A 25,475-nucleotide genomic window follows, 5' to 3' on the forward strand; every position below is an offset into this window, starting at 1 on the left:
CCGCGGGGTCACCGCCCACTCAGTCCCGCGCGCGCGAACTCCCGCATCCCCTCCGCGAATCCCACCCGCGGCAGCCACCCCAGCCCGGTCCGCAGCCGCGACGAGTCGGCGGTGACGTGGCGGACGTCGCCGAGGCGGTACTCACCGGTCACGACGGGTTCGGGCCCGCCGTAGGCGGCGGCCAGGGCGGCGGCCATCTCGCCCACCGTGTGCGGCTCACCGCTGCCGGTGTTGTACGCCGTGAGCGTTCCGGCCGGTGGCTCGGCCGCCAGCGCCGCGACGTTGGCCGCGGCCACGTCCCGTACGTGCACGAAGTCCCGGCGCTGGCGGCCGTCCTCGAAGACGCGCGGGGCCTCGCCGCGGGCGAGCGCGGAACGGAAGAAGGAGGCGACACCGGCGTAGGGGGTGTCGCGGGGCATCCGGGGCCCGTACACGTTGTGGTAGCGCAGCGACACCGCCGTCGCGCCGGTCGCCCGGGACCAGGCGGCGGCCAGATGCTCCTGGGCCAGCTTCGTGGCCGCGTACACGTTGCGCGGGTCGGCCGGGGCGTCCTCGCCGACCAGCCCGGGGGACAGCTCCTCGCCGCACACCGGGCACGCGGGCTCGAACCGGCCCGCGTCCAGGTCGGCGACGGCACGCGGCCCCGGCCGCACGACCCCGTGCCGGCGGCACTCGTAGCGCCCCTCGCCGTACACGACCATCGACCCGGCGAGCACCAGCCGCCGTACGCCCGCCTCCGCCATGGCGGCGAGCAGCACGGCGGTGCCGAGGTCGTTGCGCGAGACGTACTCCGCCGCGTCGGCGAAGCCGTCGCCGAGCCCGACCATCGCCGCCTGGTGGCACACGGCGTCGATCCCCGCCAGCGCCCGGGCGACGGCCACCGGGTCGCGCACGTCGGCGCCGGGGTCCTCGCGGACGTCGTAGCCGACCGGCTCGTGGCCGTGGGTCCGCAGTTCCTCCACGACATGGGATCCGATGAACCCGGCGGCGCCGGTGACCAGTACACGCATACGGCCACGCTAGGCCCCCGGGGACGGCGTGCCGGGTGGCGCGTCCGGCCCGTCACGACTCCGTAAGAAGCGGGGCGGGCACGACCGACGGCGGCTTTGCCATCCCTTTACAACCGGTCCCGCCGCTGCCTCGTCTCTCCGTCCGGTCCACCTCCGCACCCCCCGCGGCACACCCTCGGACCGACCCGACCCGACCCGACCCGACCCGACCCGACCCGGCCCGGCCCGGCCCGGCCCGACCAGACCGACCCGGCCCGACCAGACCAGACCGACCCGACCGATCCGACCGATCCGATCGACGAGAGAGAGCGTCCCGATGCGCCGAACCATCCTCAGCAGTGCCGTGGCACTGGCCTGCGCCGCCGTACTGGCGGGCACCGCGCCCGCGTTCGCCGACGACCCGACCCCGGCCGCCTCCAAGCCTCCGGCCGCCGGCGCCCCGAGCCCCGGCACCGGGCCGAGCGAGGTGCCCTCACCCTCCGTCAGCTCCCCGGCCCCGGCGGCCGAACCGTCCCAGGCACCGGCCGACGGCCAGGTCTCCGCCGTGCCCGAGGGCGCGCCCGACACCGGAGTCGCGGCACCGCGGTCCTCCGGGACCGACGAAGGGCTCATCGGAGCGGACGCCGGTGCCGTGCTCGTCGCTGGTGGGGCGGCCTTCTTCGTCGTACGTCGCCGGCGGGCGGCGACCGGGGCATGACCCCGCTCTCCGGGCGCGCCTTCGCCACCGCGGCGCTGGCCGCGCTCCTCGTGGGCTGCGGCGGCCCGGGAAGTGACGGGACGGCGCCCGCGCACTCCGCGGCCACCGCCCCGCCTGCGCACGCCTCCACGAAGTCGGTGCCGCCCGCGCAGCGCTCGGTCCCGGTCGGCCTGCGCATCCCGGCCATCGGGGTCGACACCCCGGTGATGACGCTGGGGCTGGCGTCGGACGGAACGGTGGAGGTCCCGCCCGTCACGGACGACGACCGCGCCGGCTGGTACCGGCACTCACCGGCCCCGGGACAGGTGGGGCCGTCGGTCATCCTCGGCCACGTGACGGTCGGCACCCACGGGGACGGGGTCTTCCGGCACCTCGCGCGGCTGCACCCGGGCGACCGGATCGAGGCGCGCCTGGAGAACGGCGCGGCGGCGGAGTTCACGGTCACCGCCGTACGGACGGTGGCGAAGGCCGACTTCCCGACGGACGACGTCTACGGGGACGTGGAAGGCCCCGAGCTGCGGCTCATCACCTGCGGCGGCCCGCGGGTCGGCGAGGAGTACCGGGACAACGTGATCGCCTTCGCGGAGCTGAGCGGAACGACGAGTGCGACCTCGGGTGCGGCTACGGGCGCGACCTCGGGAGGGGCCTCGGGAGAGGCCTCGGGAGGGGCCTCGGGAGGGGCCTCGGGCGTGGCGTCGGTTGCGGCCTCGGGAGGGGCGAGCCCCGCGACTTCCTGACCGATCGACCGCACCGCAATACCCTCACGACCATGGAGAGCGTTGAAACGGTCCCGTGACAGGGCGGCGTCCGAGCTGTTCGCCGCCCTGTATCCGCGCCTCGCCGGCTGGTGCCGCCGGCTCGTCGACGACGACGAGACGGCCCACGAGATCGCCTCGGAAGCCTTCACCCGGCTCTGGGCCCGCTGGACGTCCGTGGAGGAGCCCCGCGGCTTCCTCTACGTCACCGCCGCCAACCTCGTCCGGGATCACTGGCGCAAGCTGGAGCGCGAACGCCGGGCGGTGCGCCGGGTCACCGCGGAGATCGCCGTGCGCCCGCATCCGGAGCAGGCCGATCCGTCGGTGCGCCTGCTCGTGCAGTCCCTGCCGGAGCGACTGCGCGTACCGATCCTTCTCCACTACTACGCTGACATGCCGATCCGGGAGGTGTCCGCGCTGACCGGACGCAAGGAAGGAACCGTCAAGGCCGACCTCCACGCGGCCCGCGAACTGCTCCGCGTCCACCTGAGGAGAAGCCTTGACCACACGCCTTGAGGACGGCCAGGAAGATCCGGGGTCCGAGCGGGACGAAGACGATCCGCTACTGGTCGTACTGCGTCCTGGCGGCGACTTCCTCGGTGCGCCCCCCGGCCGTTACGAGGCGGTCCGCCGCGCGGCGTCCCGCCGGCGCCTGCTCCGCGCCGCGGCCGGCGCCGCGGCGACCGCTGCCGCCGCCGCCCTGATCGCGCTGCCGTTGCACTGGGCGGCCCCCGCCCCGCCCACGCGCCCGACGGCTCCACTGGCACCGGTTCCCGCCGGCCCCACGCCGACGGTCTCACCGAGCCCGGCCCCGCCCAGCGAGGCCTCGCCGGGGCCGGCCCCCGAGCCGTCCGTGTCCTCCGCGCCGGACCCGGCGCCGTCGGCCGTGCCGAGCACCCCGCCCGCCCCCGGTCAGGCGCCGTCGAGCGCATCCGGGGCCGAGCCGTCGGACCGGCCCGCCACCGTGCCCACGCCCTCGGAGCACGGCAGCGCGGCTGCTACAACCGGGCGATGATCTATCACGTCGTGCCGCTCGCCGAATGGAACACCGATCCCGGCCGTCCCTACGCGCCCGCCTCCCTCGCGGAGGACGGGTTCGTCCACTGCTCGCCCGACGAGGAGACCACGCTCACCGTCGTCAACGCCTTCTACCGCACCGCGCCCCGTCCGCTGCTGGCGCTGCTCCTCGACGAGGACCGGCTCACCGCGAGGTGCGTGTGGGAGGCGGCCGTACCCGCGCCGCCGCCCGGGGTCGCCGAGGGCACCCTGTTCCCGCACGTGTTCGGCCCCGTCGACCGCGAGGCCGTCCAGCGCGTGCTGGAGGTCCGGTGGGACGACGAGGGCCGGGCTACGGGACTGTCCTGACGCGGGGCGCGGGGCGCGGGGCGCGGGGCGCGGGACGCAAGGCGCGAGGCGCAGGACGCGGGGCGCGGGACGCAAGGCGCGAGGCGCAGGAAACAAGAAACGGGGGGAGTCCGCCGCCCCCCGTCACGCGTGGGGCGGCGGACTCCCCCCGTCACGCGTGGGTGGACTCCCCCGTCATGCCCGTCATGCCCGTCGCGCCCGTCAGGCCTCCGGCGAAGGCGTGCCGCCGAGCAGCGCCGACGCGGTCTGGACCGGCGTGGCGGCGGGCGCCGGGGCGGGGGCCACCTCGGGGTCCGGGTGACAGGTGAAGCCCAGGCGGGCCATGGCCCGGGTGACCTCGCCGCTGGAGAAGTCGCGGCGGTCCTGCCGGGTGATGACCTCGCCCACCTGCTTGACGGGGTAGCGGCGGCGGCCGATGGTCACCGACTCGCCCGTGACGGGTTCGGGCGTGACACCCTTCATCGAATCCAGCACCCCACCCTTGGTGAGGTCGAACGGGTACCGGGCGATGACACAGCGCATGATGCCTCCACAAGGGGGAGATGGGGCGGGTGGTTTTGCCGTTCGCGGTGGTCCGGAGGGTCCTAAGCCGCCGAGCCACCGGCGGACTGACGCCGCGGCCTGCGGCGCGGGGCTTCGCCGGCGGGCCGGCCCTGGGCACCGCGGCCCTGACCGGTGCGGCTCTGCTGGGTGGCTCCCTGGCCGGAGCGGCCCTGTGCACCGCGGCTGCGGCGGCCACGGGACGAGGAACCCCCGCCGGACGCGGCGCGACGCGGGCGCTCCACGACCGGCACGGTGATGACGACCGGGACACCGGACGGGGTCTGCGCCCCGGTGATGCGGGACAGCTCCGCCTCGCCCGAACGGACCGGCGTGACCTGCGGGGTGATACCGGCCGAGGCCATCAGCCGGGTCATGTCGCGCCGCTGGCCCGGGGTCACCAGGGTGACGACGCTGCCGGACTCGCCGGCGCGGGCCGTACGGCCGCCCCGGTGCAGGTAGTCCTTGTGGTCGCTGGGCGGGTCGACGTTGACGACCAGGTCGAGGTTGTCGACGTGGATGCCGCGGGCCGCGACGTTGGTCGCCACCAGCGCCGTCACGTGCCCGTCCTTGAACTGGGAGAGGGTCCGGGTGCGCTGCGGCTGGGACTTGCCGCCGTGCAGTCCCGCGGCGCGGACGCCGTTGTTCAGCAGGTGCTTCACCAGCCGGTCCACGGCGTGCTTGGTGTCCAGGAACATGATCACCCGGCCGTCGCGCGCCGCGATCTCGGTGGTCGCGCGGTGCTTGTCCGTGTCGTGCACGTGCAGCACGTGGTGCTCCATCGTGGTGACGGCACCGGCCGACGGGTCGACGGAGTGGACCACCGGGTCCGTCAGGTAGCGGCGCACCAGCCGGTCGACGTTGCGGTCCAGGGTGGCCGAGAACAGCATCCGCTGTCCGTCGGGAGCGACCTGGTCGAGCAGGGCGGTGACCTGGGGCATGAAGCCCATGTCGGTCATCTGGTCGGCCTCGTCCAGGACGGTGATGGTGACGTCGCCGAGGTGGCAGTCGCCCCGGTCGATGAGGTCCTTGAGCCGACCGGGCGTCGCGACGACGACCTCGGCGCCGGACCGCAGCGCCCCGGCCTGCCTGCCGATCGACATGCCGCCGACCACGGTGGCGGACCGCAGGCCCAGGGAACGGGCGTACGGGGTGAGCGCGTCGGTGACCTGCTGGGCCAGTTCACGGGTGGGGACGAGGACGAGGCCGAGCGGCCGTCGGGGCTCGGCGCGCCGGCCGGCCGTGCGGGCCAGCAGGGCGAGGCCGAAGGCGAGCGTCTTGCCCGAACCCGTGCGGCCGCGGCCGAGTACGTCGCGGCCGGCCAGGGAGTTCGGCAGGGTCGCCGCCTGGATCGGGAACGGCGTGGTCACGCCCTCGCCGGCGAGGGCGGCCAGCAGCCGCGCCGGCATGTCGAGCTCGGCGAACGAGTCGACGGCGGGCAGCGCGGGGGTGACCGTCTTCGGCAGCGCGAACTCGCCCTGGGGGGCGGCCGGTCGGCGTCCGGAGGTCTGGGAGCGGCGGGGGCCGCCGCCCGAGCGGCGTCGGTCATTGGTGCGTACGCGGTTCATGGGGAACCTTCCTTGATATGGCACGTATCAAGGGAGACCCGCAGCAAGGGAACGGCGCAGGGAATCGCAAGAACGAGCCGGCCCCGGTCGGTTTCGGCGGATGTGGCCGAGTGGACCGGGAGAATTGACAGAACTGGGAAAACCGAATGTGCGGGGAGGGAGCCGGGCCCCGCGGGGCGCTCTGCGCCCGGAAAAGCGGCGAGCTGGGGCCCGCACCCCAAGGTGCGGGCCCCAGCTGCGAAGTGCGCGTGAGCGTCAGGCGGGAACGATGTTCTCGGCCGTCGGGCCCTTCTGGCCCTGCGCGATGTCGAACGTCACCTTCTGACCCTCGAGCAGCTCGCGGAAGCCCTGGGCGTTGATGTTCGAGTAGTGGGCGAAGACGTCGGGGCCGCCGCCGTCCTGCTCGATGAAGCCGAAGCCCTTTTCCGCGTTGAACCACTTAACGGTGCCGGAAGCCATGTTTTTCTCCTTCGGTACGGTGCTCGGAGTTCACCCTGTGTGTTCTCCGGTCGCCGTGATGATCACCCCGTCGGAAAAAACCTTCAGGCAACCACAACTGCAACTTCCAACGACAGTAGCACGCCGTGATCGCCCGGGCGTTGGCGATAATCTTGGCCCGACTGGCGGACAGAGGAATATTCCCGGGGCGTCCGATCGATTTCTCCTCCCATGGCGGCAGATATTGCTCCCTGTGGACCGCAGGCCTGGCGTCCGTCCCGCTGTTCGCGACGCCATGACCTCCCGTGACGGGGGACGCGCCACCGTCGGCGCCGCCGGGCGCGGGAAAGTCGCGAAAGCGGCGATATCGCCCCCGGCGAGACGAAGGACACGTCGGCTGTGCGGGGAACGGTTGGGCGCCCGCCCGCGTCCCCCCTCTCCGGGGCACGGCGGCCGTGTCCGGGAAAGGGGACGCGGGGTGCGTACAGGCGACTTCGCCGAATGGACACGGCGGTTCGAGGACGAGCGGGAGCGCAGGCGGGCGCAGGGCGACCCGGACTGGGGGCGGGGCGCCACGCTGCCCGCGGCGGTGTGGGCCGGCATCCAGCGCTTCCAGGTCGGCGAGGACGGCGACGGCGCGAACCTCGTCGCCAAGGCGGACCAGGCCGGCGACCCCGACTACGCCCGGGCGGTACGGCTCTTCGTCGCCGAGGAGCAGAACCACGCCCGGCTCCTGGCCCGGCTGCTGGCCGCGGGCGGCATACCGACGCTGGCGAGTCACTGGAGCGACACCGTCTTCGTACGGGTGCGGCGCCTCATGGGCCTGCGCCTCGAACTGCTGGTGCTGATGATCGCGGAGGTGGTCGCGCTGCGCTACTACCGGGCCCTGCGCGACGGCACCGGCGACGCCCTCACCTCGGAGGTGGCGGAACGGATCCTGTCCGACGAGCGGCGCCACGTCCCGTTCCACTGCGAGCGGCTGCGCGCGTCCCTGGCGGAACTGCCCCGCGTCGCGCGCCGTCCGGTGATGACCGTGTGGCGGCTCCTGCTCCTCGCGGCCGGTCTCGTCGTCGCCGCCGACCACGGCCGGGCGCTGCGCCGGCTCGGCACCGGGCGCCGTCGTTTCGTGGCCGACGTCATGGCCTCGTCGACCGAGGTGGTTTCCGCGGTGCTGGCCCCCCGGCCGGACGTACATGCTGCCGCCGGTCGGCGCTGACCGGCGGTGATCGGCGCTGACCGGCGGTGACCTGTGCGGTGACGTCCTGAATGCGGGCTCGTACCCGGAACCGCGGAGTACGGACTCTCGTGCTTGCTCTGGTGTTTCGTGCTTGCTCTCGTGCTTGCTCTCGTGCTTGGTGAGCGCCGCCGGGATTTCCCCAAGGGCCCCGCCGGAACGAGACCGGAACCCGGGCTGTACTCTTTCCGTCTTTCTGTGCCGACGGGCTGCTTCTCACGAGAGGGAAAGCGGCAAATCGGCTAAAGATCGATAAAGGTGTCATTGCGGGTGTCTTCTCGAATAGGTAGCGGAATCACGTCCTCCGTGTGGCACCGACCACGGGCGAGACTCTGGGCCGTGGCGGCTGCGGTGGCCCTCGGATTCCTGATCGCACTGGAGATCGCCGCGCGTCGCTACGGCCTGCCCGGCCCGATTACCAACCAGGCGCAGGAGTTGATATTCGCCCCCGCATCGGGGCCGTTGCTGTACGCCAGTATGGCTTTGACGATGGTGGTGCTCACCTGGCGGCAACGGTTCATCGCGGCCGGTGCCGCGATCGGTGTCGACGTCGCCATCGCACTGGTGCGGTGGGCGGCCGGCGCCGGGGTGTCCGAAGGCCACTCCTTCGGAAACGGCGCGTTGTGGGTGATCCTGGGCTGTGCGGTCTTCGCCGTCACGCGCCGCACCGGGCGGGAACGCGTCCTGCTGCTGAAGGGCGTCGGGCTGGGCCTGCTCCTGGTGGCCGGCCGCAAGACGGGCGACGCCTGGCTGCTGATCACGTCGAAGACCCGCCCGGACGTGCTCGACCCGTACGTGGCGGTCGCCGACCACGCGCTGGGCAATCCGTCCTGGCTGGTGGGCCGGGCCGTCGAGGCCACCGGCCCGGTCGGCGCCCACGTTCTCGACTGGGTCTACGCCCAGCTCGCGGTGGCCGCGGTCGTCGTGGCGCTGTACCAACTGCGCCACGTGGCGGCCGAGCGCCGCTTCCCGGGCCACCACCTGGTACGCACCTTCCTCGTGATCGGCCTCCTCGGCCCGGCCGTCTACATGGTCTTCCCGGTGGTCGGGCCGGTCTTCACCTATGGCACCGGCGCGTTCGGCACCGGCGGCGAGCAGTGGGCGATGGCCAACCTGTGGCCGGACACGCCCCCGCCGCTGGGCACCCCGCACCCGTGGACGTACGACGAGATGACGCCCCGTAACTGCATGCCCAGCCTGCACACCGCGTGGGCTACCGTGATATTCATCCATTCCCGCCAGGCCCCCCGTCTCCTGCGATTCGCAGGAACGTTTTGGCTTATCGCGACCCTCGGCGCGACGCTGGGATTCGGTTACCACTACGGAATCGACCTGGTGGCCGGCGTGGTGTTCGCGGTCACGATCGAGGGGGCCCTGCGCTCGCTCGACCGCGGCTGGGACCGGCAGGGAGTCCGGTTGGCCGTCCACGGGGCGCTGGTCTTCACCGCACTGCTGGTGACGACTCGCTACCTGCCGGCGGAGATGGCCGAATACCCGTGGATCGCCGGGCCGCTTGTCCTTCTCGCGATGGCCTCAGTCGTCTACGGATACGTGACGACCACCAGACAGTGGGAACCGAAGACCGCAGCACCGGCGCAGCAACCGGAACCGCGACTGGAACTGGCCTGAGCGACGGCCGAGCCGCGTTGTCGTCCGAGCGATTCCGAGCGATTCCGAGCGCTTCCGAGCGGTGTCGAGCGGTGCCGCGGCCCTCGCCCGCCCCGGAAGCCCCGGAAGCCGCGGAAGCCGCGGAAGCCGCGGAAGCCCCGGAAGCTAGGATCCGGGCCATGGCCCTGACCATGAACGACGTGGAACGGTTCGAGGCCTCCAGGCCCCGCCTGGAAGCCATCGCCTACCGCCTCCTCGGCTCGGCGAGCGAGGCCGAGGACGCCGTGCAGGAGACGTTCCTGCGCTGGCAGGCCACCGACGTCGCGCGCGTCGAGGTCCCCGAGGCCTGGCTGACGAAGGTTCTCACCAACCTGTGCCTCAACCAGCTCACTTCGGCCCGCGCACGGCGGGAGACCTACGTGGGCCAGTGGCTGCCCGAGCCGCTGCTCGCCGGGGACCCGATGCTCGGCCCGGCCGACACGGCCGAACAGCGCGAATCGGTTTCCTTCGCGGTCCTCGCCCTGCTGGAGCGGCTCTCGCCGGGCGAGCGGGCGGTGTACGTACTGCGCGAGGCGTTCGGCTACCCGCACCGGGAGATCGCCGGGATCCTCGACGTCACCGAGGCCGCCAGTCAGCAGATCTTCCACCGCGCCAAGAAGCACGTCGCCGAGGGCAGGGCCCGCACCGAGGTCGACGAGGCCGCCGCCCGGCGGATCGTCGACGAGTTCCTCGCGGCGGCCACCAGTGGCCGCACCGAACCGCTCGTACGTCTGCTCATCCAGGACGCCGTGTCGATCGGCGACGGCGGCGGAAAGGTCCCGGCCCGGGCCAAGGCGTTCGAGGGCGCCCGTGCCGTGGCGACGTTCATGCGCGGCCTGTTCAAGCCCGGCAAGGCCAAGCGTGCCCTGGCCGGAGGCTCCCCCGAGGTCTACGCCGCCATCGCCAACGGCGACCCCGCCGTCGTGGCGGTCGTGGACGGCCGGGTCATCGGCGTCATGTGCCTGGAGATCACCCCCGAGGGAATCGCCGGGTTCCGCAACCAGGTCAACCCCGACAAGCTCGAACGCGCCACCAGGCGGTGGGCGTCCGGCGATCACGGCGAACCCCTGTTCAACGCCTTCTGACCCTCGTGTGACGTGCGTCACGCCCCGCTCCTGTCAGGAAACGACGGGCTGCCCGGTTCAGGGGACGAAGCCCGCCGGAAGCTTCGGAGACCGGAAACACCGGAGCCCCCGGAAACACCGGAGCCCCCGGAACACCGGAGCCCCCGGAACACCGGAGCCCCCGGAACACCGGAGCCCCCGGAACACCGGAGACAAGGAGCAGGAAATGCAGCACCGTATCGTCGTCCTGGGAGCCGGATACGCCGGAGCCGTCGCCGCCGGGCGCCTCGCCAGGCGGCTGCGCCGCGAGGACGTCGCCATCACCCTCGTCAACGCCGAGCCCGACTTCGTCGAGCGCGTCAGGATGCACCAGGTCGCGGTCGGTCGGGACCTCAGGCCCCGCTCGCTCGGCGAGATGTTCGCGGGTACCGGGGTGGAACTGAGGATCGCGAAGGTGACCGGCGTCGACGTCGACCGCAGGACGGTCGCCGTCACCGCCACCGACGCGGACGGCGGCCCGGCGGAGTCCGGGGAACTCGGGTACGACACCCTCGTCTACGCCCTCGGCAGCGCCTGGAACCACCGGGACGTCCCCGGCACCGTCGAGCACGCCCACGAGATCGCCGGGCGCCCGGGAGCGCTCCGGCTGCGCGAGCGCCTGGCCCGGCTGGACGCCGGACAGTCCGTGGTCGTGGTCGGGGGCGGGCTCACCGGCCTGGAGGCCGCGACCGAGATCGCCGAGGCCCGCCCGGACCTGGACGTGGCGCTGACGGCCCGGGGCGGCCTGGGCGACTGGCTGTCGCCCAAGGGCCGCAGGCACCTGCGGAAGGTGTTCGGCACCCTTGGTATCACCGCCCACGAGAACGCCGCCGTCACCGCCGTCGGTGCGGACCACGTCACCATCGCGGACGGCGCCGCCGTTCCGGCCGCGGTGACGGTGTGGACCGCCGGCTTCGCCGTCCACCCCGTCGCGCGGGCCACCACCCTGGACGTCACCGACACGGGCCGCATCGTGGTCGACGGGACCATGCGCTCGGTGTCGCACCCGGACGTGTACGCCATCGGTGACGCGGCCTTGGTGGCGGGCCCCGGGGACAAGCCGCTGCGGATGTCGTGCGCCTCGGGCGTCCCCACCGCGTGGCAGGCCGCCGACGCCGTGGCGGCCCGCCTGACCGGCGGCAAGCTCCCGAACACGGCCCTGCGCTACTTCAACCAGTGCATCTCGCTGGGCCGCAGGGAGGGACTGATCCAGTACGTCACCGCCGACGACCGCGCCGTCCGAGCGGCGCTGACCGGGCGGCTCGCCGCCGTCTACAAGGAACTCGTCTGCAAGGCCGCGGCCTGGGGCGTGGCCAACCCGACCCTCGGCGTGCCGACCCGGCGCCGCCCGGTCGCGCCCCGCACGCCGGAGCCGGCCGCGGCGAGCGGGACGTCGGCCTGAACAACGGACACCGAAACCGGGGCGGCTGGGGCCTCAACGCACCGGAAAGCCGAAGGAGTAGCCCTGCTCCTCGAGCCAGGGAAGGACACGGCGCAGGGCTTCGACGGTCTGGGAGCGGTCTCCTCCCGCGTCGTGGAAGAGGATCGTCGGCCCGTTGGGCAGCTCCCGCTGGACGGTCTCGACGATGGCGTCCGTGCCCGGCCGCTCGAAGTCCTTGGTGTCCACGTTCCAGCCCAGCGGGCGCATGCCCCGGGAGGCGGCCAGCTTGCGGCTGTAGGGGGTGAACGCCCCGCCGGGCGCCCGGTAGTACATCGGCCGCACGCCCCCGGACGCTTTGGTGATCATGCGCTCGGCGTCGAGTATCTCCTGGGACTGGTAGGCCTCGGACTTCCTGTCCATGGCGGTGTCGTGCGACACCGTGTGGTCGCACAGCCGGTGCCCGTCCGCGACCACCTTCTTCACGAGGTCCGGATGGGCCTCGGCCTGCGTCCCCGTCACGCAGAACGTGGCCTTCACCCCGTACTCGCGCAACAGGTCGAGCACTTGAGGGGTCCACGCGGGGTCGGGACCGTCGTCGATGGTGATGTTGACGCCGCGCGCCCCCTTGTCCGAGGCGTGCGCGATGGTCACGTCGACCGGCTTGACGCCGCTGCCCGGCGTGGCGGAAGCGGACGCCTTCGGCGACGCGCCGCCCACGGCGTCGGCCTGCGCGGTCCACAGCGAGGCACCGACGGCGAGCACCGTCACCCCGAGAGCCGCCCCGACCACCTTGCCGTACCAGCCCCGCCCGCCACCGTGCCGTGCCATGTCCGCCCGCCTTCGCGTAGTCGTCCGCCGGTCATCGAGCACCGCCGGGATCAACTGGCAGGACGGAGAAGGGCGCCCTCGGGCTCCGTCCGTTACCGATCACGGACAAAACCAGGGAAGTCCGCGGACAACCGGGCGGCCCGCGGGAGCGTCGTCCGCCGCCGAAAACTTCTCGCCCCCGCCCGCCGCGCCCGGTACGGTCCCGAGGGTGTCCCCACCGCCGGGAGCCGACGAGATCCGCGCGGCCACCCCGGCGGTACCCCCGCTGAGAGTAGGTTTCGTCAATGGCATGCCGTATCAGTGAGCTCGTGCTGGGTTGCCGCGACCCCGAGGTGCTGGCGCGATTCTGGTGCGAGGTCCTGGACTTCGTCGTGCTCGACCGCGAGGAGGACTGCATCGAGATCGGGCCGCGCGAAGGGTTCGGCGGTCTGCAGCCGACGATCATCCTCAGCCGCAGGGACGAGCCGGAGGCGGGGAAGTCCCGGCTGCACATCGACGTCAATCCCACCGACCGCGATCAGGACGCCGAACTCGAGCGTCTCCTGAAGATCGGGGCACGCCCGGCCGACATCGGTCAGTCCGGCGAGGAGCAATGGCACGTCCTGGCCGACCCCGAGGGCAACGAGTTCTGCCTGCTCAAGGCTCGCCTCGACACACTCTGACGACCCTCGCGGGCAGCGCCCGCCAGGATCGGGCCCGGCCGGTCGTGCCGCTGGGACGCCCTCGGGCACGGCGGCCGTCGTGCCCGAGGTCCCGATGCCGCCGCACCGCTCCCCGGCCCGCAGGCCGAGCTTGTCGCCGGAGCGGGCCACCACACCTACCACTCCGCCGTGATCCGGCGCTCACCGGGCGCTTCGCACGCGTGAGCGCGGGCCGCGGGTGAACCTCGGTACGGCCTGCGGCCCGGATCGAGTGGTTTGGGTGCCTCGTCCGTGTGAGGGCGCTGCCTCCGTGTCGTTCGTGCACCAAGAGTGGGACGTGATGAACACTCAGGACACGAACACCTCAGGCGTGAGCACGCGGTTCGGCGGGGATCCCCGCGCGGTCGGTGAGGAGCAGCCCGGTTCCGGCACTCACGACACGCCGCTTCGACCGCCGGCACCGCGTGGCACCACGCCCTCGCGGCGCTCCGTGGTCACCGCGACCGGCGCCTCGGCACTCGCCGTCGGGCTCACTGCCGCCTCCGCCGCCTCCGCGACCGCGCTCAGTCCCGCCACCGCGCCCTCGGTCAGGCCGGCCGCGGCGCCGCCCGGCACCGACCCCGAGGCGTACAGGACGGTCGCCCGCGCGGTCGTCGTCTACGACGAACACGACAAGTCCCTGGTCCCGGCCTACGTGAAGGCAGTCGACGACGGCCTGCCGGCCAGCCGGGGGAAGGCCACGAAGCGGGTCCTGGTCGTCGGGGCCGGCCCGGCCGGACTGCTCGCCGCCGACCTGCTCAACCGGGCGGGCCACGACGTCGTCGTGATCGAGGCCAACGGCAACCGGGTCGGCGGCCGTATCAAGACGTTCCGGAAGGGCGGTCACGAGAAGGGCAGGCAGCCCTTCGCCGACCCCCGGCAGTACGCCGAGGGCGGGGCCATGCGGCTGCCGGAGAGCCACCCGCTCCTCATGGCCCTGCTCAGGAAGTTCGACCTGCCCCGCCAGGAGTTCTACCTGGTCGACGTCGACCCCGACGACCCGGCGAAGAAGACCAACCGCACCTGGATCCACGTCAACGGCATCCGTGAGCGCCGGGCCGACTACGAGAAGAACCCGGAAAGGGTCAACGGCACCTTCGGGATCACCGGCGCCAACCGGAAGAGGACCGCCGCGGCCATCCTCGCGGACGCCCTCGAACCCGCACACCTCCTTGTCCGGGGCAAGGAGGGAACGGCTCTCGTCGACGGATGGGCGGAGGTCCTCAAGAGGTACGGACACTGGTCCATGTACCGCTACCTCACCGAGGCCGCCGGGCTCGGCACCAGGACCATCGACCTGATCGGAACCATCCAGAACCTCACCTCGCGGCTGCACCTCTCCTTCCTGCACAGTTTCCTGTCCAGCGCGCTGATCGACCCCAAGACCAGGTTCTGGGAGATCAAGGGCGGCACCGCGCTGCTCGCCGACGCGCTGTACGCGCCGGTGAAGGGGAAGGTGCGGCTGGACCGGCGTGCCGTGCGCATCGAGCGGGCCGGCGGCAAGGTGCGGGTGCACACCGTCTCCGAGGACTGCCAGACGGGCAAGGGAGGCACCACAGAGGTCTTCGAGGGCGACGAGGCGATCATCACCGTTCCCTTCTCCGGACTGCGGCACGTCACCTTCGACCCCCCGCTGTCGTACGGCAAGCGCCGGGCCGTCGCGGAGCTGCACTACGACGCCGCGACCAAGGTGCTGCTGGAGTTCTCCCAGCGCTGGTGGGAGTTCACCGAGGAGCAGTGGAAGCAGGCCCTCGACAGCGTCGAGGACGGCCTCTACGACAAGTACCGGGCGGGCAAGGTCACGGACGCCGGGTATCTCGGCGCCCACAAGTCCGTGAAGGCCCTCGGCGTGACGGTCCCCGACGCGTACAAGCACTGCTTCGCCGCCTTCCGGCCCGCCGGGGAAGGTGAGGCCGAGGCCGCTCACGTCCGCGGTGGCGGCTCCGTCAGCGACAACGCCAACCGCTTCATGTACTTCGAGCACGCCCATCCCATGGAAGGCAGCGACGGCGGCATCGTGCTCGCCTCCTACAGCTGGTCCGACGACGCCCTCAAGTGGGACGCCTACGCCGACGAGGAGCGCTGTCTGCGCGCCCTCGCCGGAGTGCAGGCCGTCTTCGGCCGCCGGTGCGAGGTCTTCTTCACCGGCAAGTGCCAGACCCAGTCGTGGATGCGTGACCACTACGCCTACGGCGAGGCGTCCGTGCTCTTCCCCGGCCAGCACACCGAGCTGTTCCCCGACATCCCCACATCGGAGGGACCGCTGCACTTCGCGGGGGACCACACCTCAATCAAACCCGCCTGGATCGAGGGCGCCCTCGAATCAGCCGTCCGATCCGCCCTGAAGGTGCACACAGGCTGACAGCGGCGGGCGCGGCCGCCACCACGAGAAGGCAGGCTGCGTCGCCGGCCCGATCACGTTCTTTCGGCGCCAAGGCCCAGGTCACCGATCTGGGCGGAGGCGACGCGGGCGCGGCCCGGCGCGAGACGACAGGCCCTAGGCGCCCTTGTCGCCCTTGTGGAGGTCGCCGGCATGGGCCAAGGCGCTGGGAGTCCGGCAGCCGACGATCGCCGGGGCCTGCTGGACGAGTGTGTCGTCGGTGAGTGCCTCCACCATGAACAGCGCGAAGTCCACCCGGCGCGTCAGGTCGCTGGCCAGTACCGGATCGCCCACGTGCCGGCTCCACACGGGCAGGCCCTGGCTCTGGCCCTCCTCCAGGCTGCTGCCGCGCACCACGGTCCACCGGGTGTCGCTGGCGAACACCCGGCGGCACGCCTCCACCTGGTCGTCGATCTCGACGGCGCGGACGAGTCTGCCGAGCACGGCGGCGATCCGGACGCCCAGGGTGAACATCCGCGAGTACCTGTCCTGGCCGTCGCGCGTGATGTGCCAGCCGCAGGAGAAGACCAGACGCGCGCCGGGCGGTGCGTGGTCGAGCACCGCCTGTGCCGTGCCCGACGCGTACTGCCGCACACCCCAGGGGACCAGCACCGTCAGCACCCCGTCGCATCCGGCGACCGCCCGCCGGATCACCTCCGGGTCGTTCGTGGGGCCGGGGACCACGGTCATCCGGCCTTCGAACGCGGCCAGTTTCCGCACGCTGCCCTCCCGGCACACGCCGACCACCTCGTAGCCGCGTTCCAGCGCCTGCCGGACCATGTACTGCCCGAGCTTCCCGGAGGCCCCGATGACGCAGACCTTCTTCACACGATCCGTACTCATGCCGTGTCCCCTTCGCCGACCTGGCGACCTTATGTTGTAAGGCAAGCTAGCCTTATGCTGTAAGGCGGTCAAGGGAGCGGAAGGAGGAACGGATGCGCGAGGGAGCCAAGAGCCGGCGCGGGGCGGCGGCGCGCACCCCGCTCAGTCGCGAGCGCGTGATTCGTACGGCGGTGGCGGTGGCGGACGAGAAGGGGTCGGCCGCGCTCACCATGCGGGCCATCGCCGAACCCCTGGGAGTCGAGGCGATGTCGCTCTACCACCACGTGGCAGGCCGGGAGGACATCCTCGACGGCATGGTGGACGCGGTGTTCGGCGAGATCGACCTGCCGCCGCGCGACACGGACTGGAAGAGCGCCATGCGCCACCGCGCGGTCTCCGCCCGTGCCGTCCTCCGGCGCCACCCGTGGGCCATCGGCCTGATGGACTCCCGCTCCCAGCCGGGACCCGCGACCCTGCGCCACCACGACGCCGTCATCGGAGCGTTGCGCGCCGGAGGCTTCTCCGTCCCCATGGCCGCGCACGCCATCTCGCTGATCGACAGCTATCTCTACGGCTTCGTGCTCCAGGAGCTGAGCCTGCCGTTCACCGGCGCGGCGGAGCTGCACGAGGTCGCGGACACCATCCTGCGCGACATGCCCGCCGACGCCTACCCCCACCTCACCGAACTGGCCACCGAGTACACCCTCAAGCCCGGCTACGACTACGCGGACGAGTTCGCCTTCGGCATCACCCTCGTCCTCGACGCCCTCCACCCGGACGAGACCGCGAGCGCCTAGGGGCAGCGGCCTGGGTACGGCGAGAGGGCCCAAGTCGATGACCTGGGCCCTCCGAAGGCGGGCTCCGCCTTCCGCCCCTCCGAAGGCGGAGCCCGTCTTCCGCCGTCTCGATGAGCTCGGCCCGGGAGCCGTCGGGCAACGCCTCGAGCGTGACCAGGCGGTGAGCGGGTGCCGGTTCACGGAACTGCGTTCACGGAACTGCGTTCACCGAGCCGCGTTCAGCGGTTGGCGGCCAGTACTGCCGCGAGGCCCTCTTGCAGATCCTTGACGAAATACCCGGGAACCTCCAGCGACGGGAAATGCCCCCCTGCTTCGGGCGCCCTCCATCGGACGATGTGCCGGTAGCGTTCCCGTGCCCAGGGGCGCGGAGACTTCTCGATGTCGCGGGGATACATGCTGATCGCCGACGGGACGTCGACCCGGAGTTCGGGGTCCAGCGAGTTGTGGCTCTCGTAGTAGATGCGGGCCGACGACGCGCCGGTCCGCGTCAGCCAGTACAGGGTGACGTCGTCGAGAACGCGGTCTCTGGAAATCGTCTCGAACGGGCTGTCTTCGGTGTCTGACCACTCGGCGAACTTGTCCAGGATCCAGGCGAGAAGCCCGACCGGTGAGTCGACGAGCGAATAGCCGATGGTCTGCGGCCGGGTCGACTGCTGCTTCGCGTACCCCGCGCGCCGGAGCCAGAAATCGCGGGTCTCCTCGGTCCACTCGCGCTCGACCGCCGTCAGCCCCTCCGTGGTCAACCCGGGCGGCGCCTCCGCGAACGTGGTGTGGATGCCGAGAACGTGCGCCGGGAACCTGCCGCCGAGGACCGTGGTGATGTTGCCTCCCCAGTCACCGCCGTGGGCTGCGAACCTGCTGTAGCCGAGCCTTCCCATCAGTTCCACCCAGGCGGCCGCGATCTTCTCGGTCCCCCACCCGGTGGTGGCCGGCTTGTCGCTGTAACCGAAGCCCGGTAGCGACGGGACCACGACGTGGAACGCCGGCGCTTCCGCGTCTTCCGGATCCGCCAGCTCGTCCACCACGTCGACGAACTCGGCGATGCTGCCTGGCCAGCCGTGCGTCAAGACCAGAGGGGTGGCGTCCGTGCGCGCGGACCGGCGGTGCAGGAAGTGGATTCCCAGGTCGTCGATGGTCGTGCGGAACTGGCCGATGCGGTTCAGGCGCTCTTCGAACGCCCGCCAGTCGTACCCGGTGCGCCAGTAGTTCACGACGTCGACGAGGTCGGCGAGAGGAACCCCCTGGTCCCATCGGCGACGGCCGGGCGCGGCGCGACGGACCGTCTCGGCCTCCGGCAGCCGTGCCGCGGCCAGTCGCGCGCGCAGATCGTCGAGGTCGGCGTCAGACGCGTGGGCTTCGAACGCTTGTACGTCGCTGGTCGGGCGGGGCATGGGACCTCCTGGCCGTCGCGGAACCGGCTGCGATCTGTCGCGAACCGGCTATGACGGTTCTAGCAGTCCTCCGGAGCGCGCTGCAACCGGCTATGGTGGTTCCATGCCTGCTGAGTTCCCCGACTTCCGCCTCGGCAATGTGCTGGCGACCAGCTTCACGGGCACTCTGTCGGAGCGTCATGGCAACGCCGTGGAGCGCATCCCCACGCCGCACCGACTCGTCGACTGGCTGGCGGTGAACGGCCTCGCCGTGGACTCCTGCACCACCGCCCAGCTCGACCTCGCCCGGGAACTGAGGGAGTCGATTCACGCCGCCGCGACCGCGGCCGCGATCCAGGAAGCGCTCCCTGCGTCTGCCGTCCGAGTCATCAACGACCGCAGCGCCCGGGGCCGGGCCGCGCCGCTCCTGACGCCCGAGGGCGAGCGGCGATGGCGGCTCAGCTCGGCTGCCTGCGTGGAGGACGCCCTCGGTGTGATCGCCGCCGACGCGATCAGCGTCATCGCAGGCGAACGAGACGGAAGACTGGCCTTGTGCGCGTCCCCGACCTGCCAAGCCGCCTTCTTCGACACCAGCCGCAGTCGCACGCGCAGATGGTGTGACATGAACACGTGCGGGAATCGCCAGAAGAAGGCGCGCTTCCATGCCAACCAGCGCAACGCCCCCGGATAGCGCAACGCCCCCGGATAGACCGTCGCCCGCCTCCTGGCCGCGAGCATGACATGACAGGGCATGGACGCGGCAGCAGCAGACCTTATGCGCGAGGCCACGCAACGCCCGCCCCGGTGCCGCCCCCGCCCCCGCCCTCGCCCCTGTCCTCGTCCTCGCCCTCGCCCTCGTCGACAGCGTCTCCCGGCCTGCGGGACGACGGCGCCGCCGTCAACGCCGCCGTCATCATCCTTCATTCACGCCGGGTGGCGCGGCGGCGCAGGAGCAGGGCCGGTCTGCTCGACCTGACGGGCGGATCAGCGCAGTCCGGCGAAGAGATCGCTCTCGGGTACGGCCGCGCCGGTGGTGTCCTGGACCCGTACGAAGGTCTCCATGCCCATCAACTCGCCGAACCTCTCCTTGCCCATCCTGAGGAAGAAGATGTTCTCGCCCTGACTGGCGTGCGCCGCCAACGCGTCGAACTTCTGCCCGCTGAACGCGGTGGTGTCCACCCACGTGGTGATCTCGCCGTCGGGGAGGCCGATCTCGGCCAGCGCGGCGGCCTCGGCGGGGTCCGGCTCCGGCATGTCCTCGTGGAACTCGCGCATGATCTCGCCGAACCGCTCCATCATCGAGCGGGGCATCGTGGTCCAGTACACCTTCGGTGTCAGCCCGGTCATCTCCAGCGCCGCCATCGTGATGCGGTGGGCCTGGATGTGGTCGGGGTGGCCGTAGAAGCCGTTCTCGTCGTAGGTGACGACCACATCGGGTTGGTAGTGACGCATGAGTTCCGCGAGTCGTGCCGCCCCTTCCCGCACGGGGGTCCGCCAGAAGGATCCGGGGGCGTCGTTGCTCGGCCAGCCGATCATCCCGGAGTCGGCGTAGTCCAGCATCTCCAGATCGCTGATCTTCAGGACGTCACAGCTGGCCTGGAGTTCCTGACGGCGCATCGAGGCGACCGCCGCCGGATCGTGCCCGGGATCGCCCGGCTTGACACCCCCCGGACCGTCACCGCAGCCGCCGTCGGTACACGTCACGAGAACCGTGCGGATGCCTTCCGCCGCGTATTGCGCGAGGACCCCTCCGGTCCCGGTGGCCTCGTCGTCGGGGTGGGCGTGTACCGCCATGAGCGTCAAGGGCCGGTCAGTCATGAAACAGTCCTCCTGCGGAGTTACCTCTGGGACCAGGTGTGCGGCGGTCGTACCGCGATCTCGAGGGCCGGCTACCGGCGGGGCGGACGGCCTCTCGGCCTCCGTACTCCCCGCCCGTGCGGCGCCGCTCCCTCGGTCGTGCAACCGTGCCGGCCGCACGGGTTGTTCCCGCCGCGGCCGCTTGGACTTCCGGGCGTCGGACAGCTTTGACCGCATGTGGCGTGGGCCGTGGGCCGTGGGCGGCCGGGGGGCGGGGGCTGAGGGGGCGGGGGTCGGGGCCGCGGGAGATCGCGCCCTCTCGTGTCGTCGCGCGGGGCGGGCCCGTGCCGGTGCACCGGCACGCTGGTCCCGCCCGGAAGCTGGTTGGACAGCGTGGCCCGGCAGGCGTGACCGTCTGCGAGGTTGCTCCGGCGGCGGTGCGGGCATCGCCACCCCCCGCCGGACTGGTCATTCCTCCGCGTCGCGGACCAGGAGTGCGATCTGCACCCGGTTCTCGACCGCCAGCTTGGCGAACAGGCTGCCGGTGTGCGCCTTGACGGTCGCGATGCTGATACGCAGCCGCTCGGCGATCTCCCGGTTGCCCAGCCCGTCCGCGATGGCCCGAGCGGTGTCGAGTTCTCGTTCGGTCAGTGCGGACAGCTGCTTCCGCGCGGCCTCCCGGGAGGAGCTGCGAGCGTGCGAGGACTGCGGGCCGGTGGCTGCGGCGATCACCCGTGCCGCGGCGGCGGGGGACAGTACGGGGTTGCCGTCCGCGACGGTCCGGACCGCGTCCAGGATCTGCCGCGGTTGGGTGTCCTTGAGGACGAACCCGAGCGCTCCCGCGCGCAGTGCGCCGAGTACGAGATCGTCGGAGTCGAACGTGGTCAGCATGAGCACCCGTGGGGGCACCGGCCGGGTGAGGAGTTCCCGGGTCGTGCTGAGACCGTCACGGCCCGGCATCCGCACGTCCATCAGGACGACGTCCGGCCGCTGCTCGTCCACCACGGTGATCGCGGCTTCCCCGTCCGCCGCCTCCGCGACGACCGTCATGTCGGGTTCGCCGTCGATGACGAGCCGCAGCGCCATGCGCACCAGCTGTTCGTCATCGACGATGACGACACGCACCGGCTCCCGCTCGCTGTCCACTCAGGGTCTCCTCTCGAGGGTGGGATGTGGCCAGGGCAGTCGTGCGGTGAGGAGGTATCCGTTGTCGGGTGTGGGGTGGTGGTCGAGTTTTCCGCCGACGAGTTCCATTCGTTCGATGAGGCCGAGCAGCCCGAATCCCGACGCCGGTGGCTGTGCGTTCGTGCGGGTGGCCGGGGAGTTGTGGACGCTGACGTCGAGTGTGTCGCCCGCTGTTCCTTCGAGGGTGATGTGCACGTGTGAGCCTGGGGCGTGTTTGGCGGCGTTGGTGACTCCCTCCTGGACGATCCGGTAGCAGGTTCGTCCGATGACGTCGGACGGCTCTCCCGTCACGTTGGCGGTGAGCGTGACGTCCACTCCGGACGTGCGGGCGGCGGCCACCATTTCGGGGATTCGCCCGAAGGAGGGTTGCGGTGGTTCCGGGCGGCCCTGGTCTGTTCGGAGCACACCGAGGACGTCCCGTAGTTCTTCCAGTGCCTGGTGGGAGCCGTCGGCGATGCCGCGGACCAGTACACGGTTCTCATCGGCCGAGAGGTCGCGGCGGTGGTCCAGCACTCCGGCCTGCATGGCGACCAGGGAGATCCGGTGTGCGAGCACGTCGTGCATCTCGCGGGCGATCCGGTTCCGTTCCAGGGCCCGTGCCCGCGCCGCTCGTGCGGTCTGTTCCCGTTCCGCGCTCTCCGCCCGGTCTCGCAAGGACCGCACCTCGACGCGCCGTGCGCCGATGGCGACGCCCATGGCCGCCGCGATGCCCGCGGTCAGCGCCGGGACCGCGAGTTGGAACCACATCGAGACGGGCGGGACCTGGAGCGGATAGAGCCCTACGGCGAACTGCGACCCGGTCACGTAGGCCAGTGCGACGACCCCGATCTCCACCGGACGGCGACGAGTGGAGATCGAGCACAGAGCCAGCAGCGCGGTGCCGGTGGCGAGTGTCGACACGGTCGAGGCGATCGCGACGGTCATGGCGACGGTGAGCGGGAACCGCCGCCGCCACCAGAGCGCCGCCAGGCAGCCGAGAGCCACCAGCGGGTCCCCGGTGGCGAACCACGAACACGTATCGCTCGCGCACCCCCGTGGCAGCTGCGCGGCCGTGGCGAGCCAGACGGGTGCCCCCAGTGCCGCAGCCGCCACCAGCCGCCATGCCTGCTGCCACGCGCCCAGCCGTGGTGCGACGTCTGTATTCACCTGGTCAGTATCGCGAGACCGAACGGCGGGTGAGTCCGCCCTGAGGTTGAGGCGACCCTCGACCAGAGTCGAATGGCTGCCCCGTCTCTGGTCGAAGACGGTTCGAGCCGCCGGGCCGATGTGACGGCCGCGCCGCACGAAGAGACTCGTCTCCGTGCCGGCGGCCCCGCCCGCGCCGACGCTCCCGTGCGCCCTTCAGGAGACCTCAGATGCACCAAAGGACCCCGCCCCTCGCCTTCGCTGCCACCGTCGTGACGGCGACCGCCGTGGCGCTGACCGTGCTTCCGGGCGTGTCGATGGCGACGCAGGACACGGCCGCCACGACGCCGGACACCGTGCGGTGGCGGTGGGGCACGTGCCCCGGGGGTGCCCACCACCCCCCGTCCGTGTGCGAACGACGCGGTGACGGCGTACCTGACCACTGGGCAGTGCCCGCCGCAGGACCTCGCCTGCGCGGCGGAGCCGGGCAAGTGGCGGGAGCAGGGGCATGCTGAAGGAGTGGCGGCATCGTCGAGCCGTGCAGCGGGTCGAGCCCGGGGACGGGCGAGCGCTGAAGCGGTTCCGCTGGTGGCAGATGCCTTTCCGGGCACTGTTCCATCTTCGGCTGACGAACCCTGCCGGACGGCAGACCCGCTACGCCGTCGACGTCAGGCACTGGCAGAATCAGTCGTCCGGCAACGTCAAAGCCCACCTGTACCTCGACGGCAGGCATTGTGCCGAGTCCAGACTTCCCGCCGCCTTCCCCGTCCAGGGCGGCACCGTCGAAGTGAGGATGAGCGGCTTCGGGCTCAAGCGCTGCCACTACGTCAGCGCAGAGGGGGCCGAGCACCAGCTCATCCCGGACCGGCGCTCCGCCGAGGGACGCCGCGCGCACCTCGACCGCGCGCACCCGGCACTGAGCCGCCGCATCGGATTCCTCTCGGCGCTCGTGCTCGTCATCGGCCTGGTTCTCCTCATCGCGCAGCTCACCGAACAGCTCACCCAGGCAGAGGGCATCGCCCGGCACACCGGGACCTTCGTCTCGCCCATCGATCTGCCGGCCTGGCTCAACACCGCGATCGGCCTCGCCACTGCGGCGGCCAGCACGGAGCGGGCGCTGCGGCTGCGCTACAGCCGGTTGCTCGACGGCGCATGACCCCCGCTTCCTCGGACCGGTCGTCCGAGATTCCCTCCGTCGCTCGCGCTCGCGGGCACGGGCACGGAGAACGGCCCCACCCACCCTGTCGAGCAGGAAGCAGGCCACTCCGCAGCAGGCCGCCCGCAAGCTCCCCCGGCAGCAGGCGGGGCCGCCGTGCCGGACGGACGGAGTCTCAACGCCGGGCGTGGCGGATCTTCAAACGTCCATACCCCATGGCCCCGGAGATTCGGATCGCCGGCCCGCCGGGCCGGGAACGTCGCGGCACCTTGTAGCGCAGGTCCTTCCACCCGGTGCTCAAGCCGTCGACGTCGACCACCGAGTCACGAGGCACCGTGATTCTGGCCCCGCCGGTTCCCAGTTGCAGCTCGATGTCGATGACCGGATGCTCGATGATCGCCCGGGACAGATCCAGGCGCACCCTTCCATATGCCGACCCGACCTTGAGGACCCGAGGCACTCGCCATGCACCGCGCCGCTTGATCCGTCCGCCGGCGGCGGCGATCGTGGCCGTGCTTCCCGGGTGCTCCTCCGGGAGCGAGACCAACGCCGACGCCAGCTCGCTTCGCGCCTTGGCGGTGAGCACCTGATGAAGGCGCTCGTCCAACTCATCGTGCGAGACGAGTCCTTGGGCGTACGCCTCCTGTAGGCGTTGCACGGCTTTGTCGCGGTCGTCTTCACCGATCAGCGACGGCGATTCTTCCGGTAAGGAGGTCACCGTCTCACCGTACTGCCGAGTCGGAGATGTGAACCCGTCAAGGGCTCATGGCGGGCAACGCGTCCGGTGACGGCCGAGGATGTGCCGGGCTGCGGCTTCACCATCTCCCGTCCAGTCCGCCGGCCCAGACGGCAATGCCCGTACCCCGTCGTGGGCGACCGCCGCGAGGTCCGCGTACGCGCCGACGGTTGTCAGCGCGAAGCCGTCCCGCAGTACTCCGGTGAACCAGCTGGGCAAAACCCCGGTCGAGCCGGATCCCCCGCACCTCTATGCCGCCGCCCGGATGCCGATCGAGTCCAGGGCGGCGGTCACCGTCTTGCCCAGCGTCGCGGCATCCGCACCGGCACGGGAGCGCAGGTTGACGCCATAGGCGAGCAGCGCCAGCAGATCCGCGGAAGATCCGGGGTCGGCGCCGGGGGCGAGCTGCCCCTCGCGGTCGGCGGTGCCGAGGGCGGCGTACAGCGCCTCGCGCAGCCCTCGGTGGTGCTGGTCCAGGACGGCGCGTACCTCGGGATCGCTGTTCTCGGCCCCGGCGTGCGCGTTGGAGACCATGCAGCCCCAGCGGGCGTACTCGCCCGAGCAACGCGCCTGGATCAGGCCGCCGAAGAACTCGGAGACTGCGGGCAGGCCCCGCTCGTCCTCGGCCAGGCGCCGGAACATCGGCTCCGACCGCTGCTCCATGTACCGGCGCAGCGCGGCGAGGTAGAGCTGCTGCTTGCCGCCGAACGTGGCGTACAGGCTGGAACGGTTGAGCCCGGTCGCGGTCACCACGTCCTGGATCCCGGTCGAGGCCACGCCCTGCCGCCAGAACAGTCGCACCACGGTCTCCAAGGTGGCATCCGGATCGAAGTGCTTGATGTCCGGCACGTTTCACCCCGC

The 25,475-nt window shown here is 71.9% G+C and carries 25 protein-coding genes and 2 pseudogenes; 15 read left to right on the forward strand and 12 right to left on the reverse strand.

Translation table 11 applies throughout. The annotated features are described in order from the left end of the window. Positions 1–8: 8 nt before the first annotated feature. Positions 9–1,010 (reverse strand): NAD-dependent epimerase/dehydratase family protein, encoded by a 1,002-nt coding sequence (locus ACZ4V1_RS12055; RefSeq protein ID WP_468333186.1) that lies wholly within the window; start codon positions 1,008–1,010, stop codon positions 9–11. Positions 1,011–1,326: 316 nt separating this feature from the next. Here ACZ4V1_RS12055 and ACZ4V1_RS12060 point away from each other — a divergent pair, with 316 nt between their 5' ends. The 5 genes and pseudogenes from ACZ4V1_RS12060 (at position 1,327) to ACZ4V1_RS12080 (ending at position 3,827) form a co-directional block, all read left to right on the forward strand. Next, a complete protein-coding gene (locus ACZ4V1_RS12060) occupies positions 1,327–1,707 on the forward strand; it encodes a sortase-dependent protein (protein ID WP_468333189.1) in 381 nt (126 codons plus the stop codon). Continuing rightward, positions 1,704–2,309 (forward strand): annotated as a pseudogene (locus ACZ4V1_RS12065) (class F sortase); the annotation flags it as partial. The gene ACZ4V1_RS12060 and the pseudogene ACZ4V1_RS12065, both read left to right, overlap by 4 nt. A gap of 177 nt (positions 2,310–2,486) precedes the next feature. Next, positions 2,487–2,978 (forward strand): RNA polymerase sigma factor, encoded by a 492-nt coding sequence (locus ACZ4V1_RS12070; RefSeq protein ID WP_468333192.1) that lies wholly within the window; start codon positions 2,487–2,489, stop codon positions 2,976–2,978. Further along, positions 2,962–3,477, forward strand: coding sequence for a hypothetical protein (locus ACZ4V1_RS12075; protein WP_468333195.1), 516 nt, complete (start codon positions 2,962–2,964; stop codon positions 3,475–3,477). The genes ACZ4V1_RS12070 and ACZ4V1_RS12075 overlap by 17 nt, the downstream gene beginning before the upstream one ends. After that, positions 3,474–3,827, forward strand: a complete 354-nt coding sequence (locus tag ACZ4V1_RS12080) for a DUF952 domain-containing protein (protein WP_468333197.1) — start codon at positions 3,474–3,476, stop codon at positions 3,825–3,827. The genes ACZ4V1_RS12075 and ACZ4V1_RS12080 overlap by 4 nt, the downstream gene beginning before the upstream one ends. Before the next feature lie 201 nt (positions 3,828–4,028). Here the strand turns inward: ACZ4V1_RS12080 and ACZ4V1_RS12085 are convergent, their stop codons facing one another. The 3 genes from ACZ4V1_RS12085 to ACZ4V1_RS12095 all read right to left on the reverse strand — a co-directional run bounded on the left by ACZ4V1_RS12085 (position 4,029) and on the right by ACZ4V1_RS12095 (position 6,394). Next, positions 4,029–4,349, reverse strand: coding sequence for an SCO5918 family protein (locus ACZ4V1_RS12085; protein ID WP_468333199.1), 321 nt, complete (start codon positions 4,347–4,349; stop codon positions 4,029–4,031). Positions 4,350–4,411: 62 nt separating this feature from the next. After that, positions 4,412–5,935, reverse strand: coding sequence for a DEAD/DEAH box helicase (locus ACZ4V1_RS12090; protein ID WP_468333202.1), 1,524 nt, complete (start codon positions 5,933–5,935; stop codon positions 4,412–4,414). Between the two features lie 255 nt (positions 5,936–6,190). Further along, on the reverse strand, positions 6,191–6,394 hold the full coding sequence (locus ACZ4V1_RS12095; protein WP_055418803.1) for a cold-shock protein: 204 nt from the start codon (positions 6,392–6,394) through the stop codon (positions 6,191–6,193). Positions 6,395–6,851: 457 nt separating this feature from the next. Between ACZ4V1_RS12095 and ACZ4V1_RS12100 the strand changes: the two genes are divergently transcribed. The 4 genes from ACZ4V1_RS12100 (at position 6,852) to ACZ4V1_RS12115 (ending at position 11,759) form a co-directional block, all read left to right on the forward strand. After that, positions 6,852–7,589, forward strand: coding sequence for a ferritin-like domain-containing protein (locus tag ACZ4V1_RS12100; RefSeq protein WP_468333206.1), 738 nt, complete (start codon positions 6,852–6,854; stop codon positions 7,587–7,589). A gap of 324 nt (positions 7,590–7,913) precedes the next feature. Next, positions 7,914–9,236 carry a phosphatase PAP2 family protein gene (locus tag ACZ4V1_RS12105; RefSeq protein WP_468333209.1) on the forward strand — a complete coding sequence of 441 codons (1,323 nt, stop codon included), beginning with the start codon at positions 7,914–7,916 and terminating at the stop codon, positions 9,234–9,236. Between the two features lie 158 nt (positions 9,237–9,394). After that, on the forward strand, positions 9,395–10,339 hold the full coding sequence (sigJ, locus tag ACZ4V1_RS12110; RefSeq protein ID WP_468333212.1) for an RNA polymerase sigma factor SigJ: 945 nt from the start codon (positions 9,395–9,397) through the stop codon (positions 10,337–10,339). A 205-nt stretch (positions 10,340–10,544) separates the two neighbouring features. Next, complete coding sequence (locus ACZ4V1_RS12115; protein ID WP_468333215.1) at positions 10,545–11,759, forward strand: NAD(P)/FAD-dependent oxidoreductase; 1,215 nt, start codon at positions 10,545–10,547, stop codon at positions 11,757–11,759. Positions 11,760–11,792: 33 nt separating this feature from the next. Here the strand turns inward: ACZ4V1_RS12115 and ACZ4V1_RS12120 are convergent, their stop codons facing one another. Further along, entirely contained in the window at positions 11,793–12,566 is a 774-nt protein-coding gene (locus ACZ4V1_RS12120; protein WP_468333218.1) for a polysaccharide deacetylase family protein, read from the reverse strand. A gap of 284 nt (positions 12,567–12,850) precedes the next feature. On the opposite strand from ACZ4V1_RS12120, the gene ACZ4V1_RS12125 reads away from it, so the two are divergent. Then, positions 12,851–13,228, forward strand: a complete 378-nt coding sequence (locus tag ACZ4V1_RS12125; RefSeq protein WP_468333221.1) for a VOC family protein — start codon at positions 12,851–12,853, stop codon at positions 13,226–13,228. A gap of 319 nt (positions 13,229–13,547) precedes the next feature. Continuing rightward, complete coding sequence (locus ACZ4V1_RS12130) at positions 13,548–15,608, forward strand: flavin monoamine oxidase family protein (RefSeq protein WP_468333223.1); 2,061 nt, start codon at positions 13,548–13,550, stop codon at positions 15,606–15,608. Positions 15,609–15,743: 135 nt separating this feature from the next. On the opposite strand, the gene ACZ4V1_RS12135 is transcribed toward ACZ4V1_RS12130, so the two are convergent. Beyond that, positions 15,744–16,469 (reverse strand): NAD(P)-dependent oxidoreductase, encoded by a 726-nt coding sequence (locus ACZ4V1_RS12135; protein WP_468333226.1) that lies wholly within the window; start codon positions 16,467–16,469, stop codon positions 15,744–15,746. Positions 16,470–16,561: 92 nt separating this feature from the next. On the opposite strand from ACZ4V1_RS12135, the gene ACZ4V1_RS12140 reads away from it, so the two are divergent. Next, positions 16,562–17,245: a TetR/AcrR family transcriptional regulator gene (locus ACZ4V1_RS12140; protein WP_468333229.1), complete on the forward strand. Its 684-nt coding sequence runs from the start codon at positions 16,562–16,564 to the stop codon at positions 17,243–17,245. Positions 17,246–17,463: 218 nt separating this feature from the next. On the opposite strand, the gene ACZ4V1_RS12145 is transcribed toward ACZ4V1_RS12140, so the two are convergent. Beyond that, positions 17,464–18,636, reverse strand: coding sequence for an epoxide hydrolase family protein (locus ACZ4V1_RS12145; RefSeq protein WP_468333232.1), 1,173 nt, complete (start codon positions 18,634–18,636; stop codon positions 17,464–17,466). A 103-nt stretch (positions 18,637–18,739) separates the two neighbouring features. Here ACZ4V1_RS12145 and ACZ4V1_RS12150 point away from each other — a divergent pair, with 103 nt between their 5' ends. After that, positions 18,740–19,306: a CGNR zinc finger domain-containing protein gene (locus tag ACZ4V1_RS12150; RefSeq protein WP_468333235.1), complete on the forward strand. Its 567-nt coding sequence runs from the start codon at positions 18,740–18,742 to the stop codon at positions 19,304–19,306. 293 nt (positions 19,307–19,599) lie between these two features. Here ACZ4V1_RS12150 and ACZ4V1_RS12155 read toward each other — a convergent pair whose 3' ends face one another. From ACZ4V1_RS12155 to ACZ4V1_RS12165, 3 genes are all read right to left on the reverse strand, one after another. Then, entirely contained in the window at positions 19,600–20,433 is an 834-nt protein-coding gene (locus tag ACZ4V1_RS12155; protein ID WP_468333238.1) for a PIG-L family deacetylase, read from the reverse strand. Between the two features lie 447 nt (positions 20,434–20,880). Beyond that, a complete protein-coding gene (locus tag ACZ4V1_RS12160; RefSeq protein WP_468333241.1) occupies positions 20,881–21,558 on the reverse strand; it encodes a response regulator in 678 nt (225 codons plus the stop codon). Next, the gene (locus tag ACZ4V1_RS12165; RefSeq protein WP_468333244.1) at positions 21,559–22,743 is read right to left on the reverse strand and encodes a sensor histidine kinase; all 1,185 of its coding nucleotides are present in this window, start codon (positions 22,741–22,743) and stop codon (positions 21,559–21,561) included. A 369-nt stretch (positions 22,744–23,112) separates the two neighbouring features. On the opposite strand from ACZ4V1_RS12165, the pseudogene ACZ4V1_RS12170 reads away from it, so the two are divergent. Further along, positions 23,113–23,214, forward strand: a pseudogene (locus tag ACZ4V1_RS12170) (alpha/beta hydrolase); the annotation flags it as partial. A gap of 16 nt (positions 23,215–23,230) precedes the next feature. Next, a complete protein-coding gene (locus ACZ4V1_RS12175) occupies positions 23,231–23,878 on the forward strand; it encodes a hypothetical protein (protein ID WP_468333247.1) in 648 nt (215 codons plus the stop codon). A 175-nt stretch (positions 23,879–24,053) separates the two neighbouring features. Here ACZ4V1_RS12175 and ACZ4V1_RS12180 read toward each other — a convergent pair whose 3' ends face one another. Beyond that, on the reverse strand, positions 24,054–24,596 hold the full coding sequence (locus tag ACZ4V1_RS12180) for a DUF1707 SHOCT-like domain-containing protein (RefSeq protein WP_468333250.1): 543 nt from the start codon (positions 24,594–24,596) through the stop codon (positions 24,054–24,056). Positions 24,597–24,863: 267 nt separating this feature from the next. Beyond that, positions 24,864–25,463 (reverse strand): TetR/AcrR family transcriptional regulator, encoded by a 600-nt coding sequence (locus ACZ4V1_RS12185; RefSeq protein ID WP_468333253.1) that lies wholly within the window; start codon positions 25,461–25,463, stop codon positions 24,864–24,866. Between the last annotated feature and the right edge of the window lie 12 nt (positions 25,464–25,475).

The organism is Streptomyces sp. NPDC028991 (genome assembly GCF_055564775.1).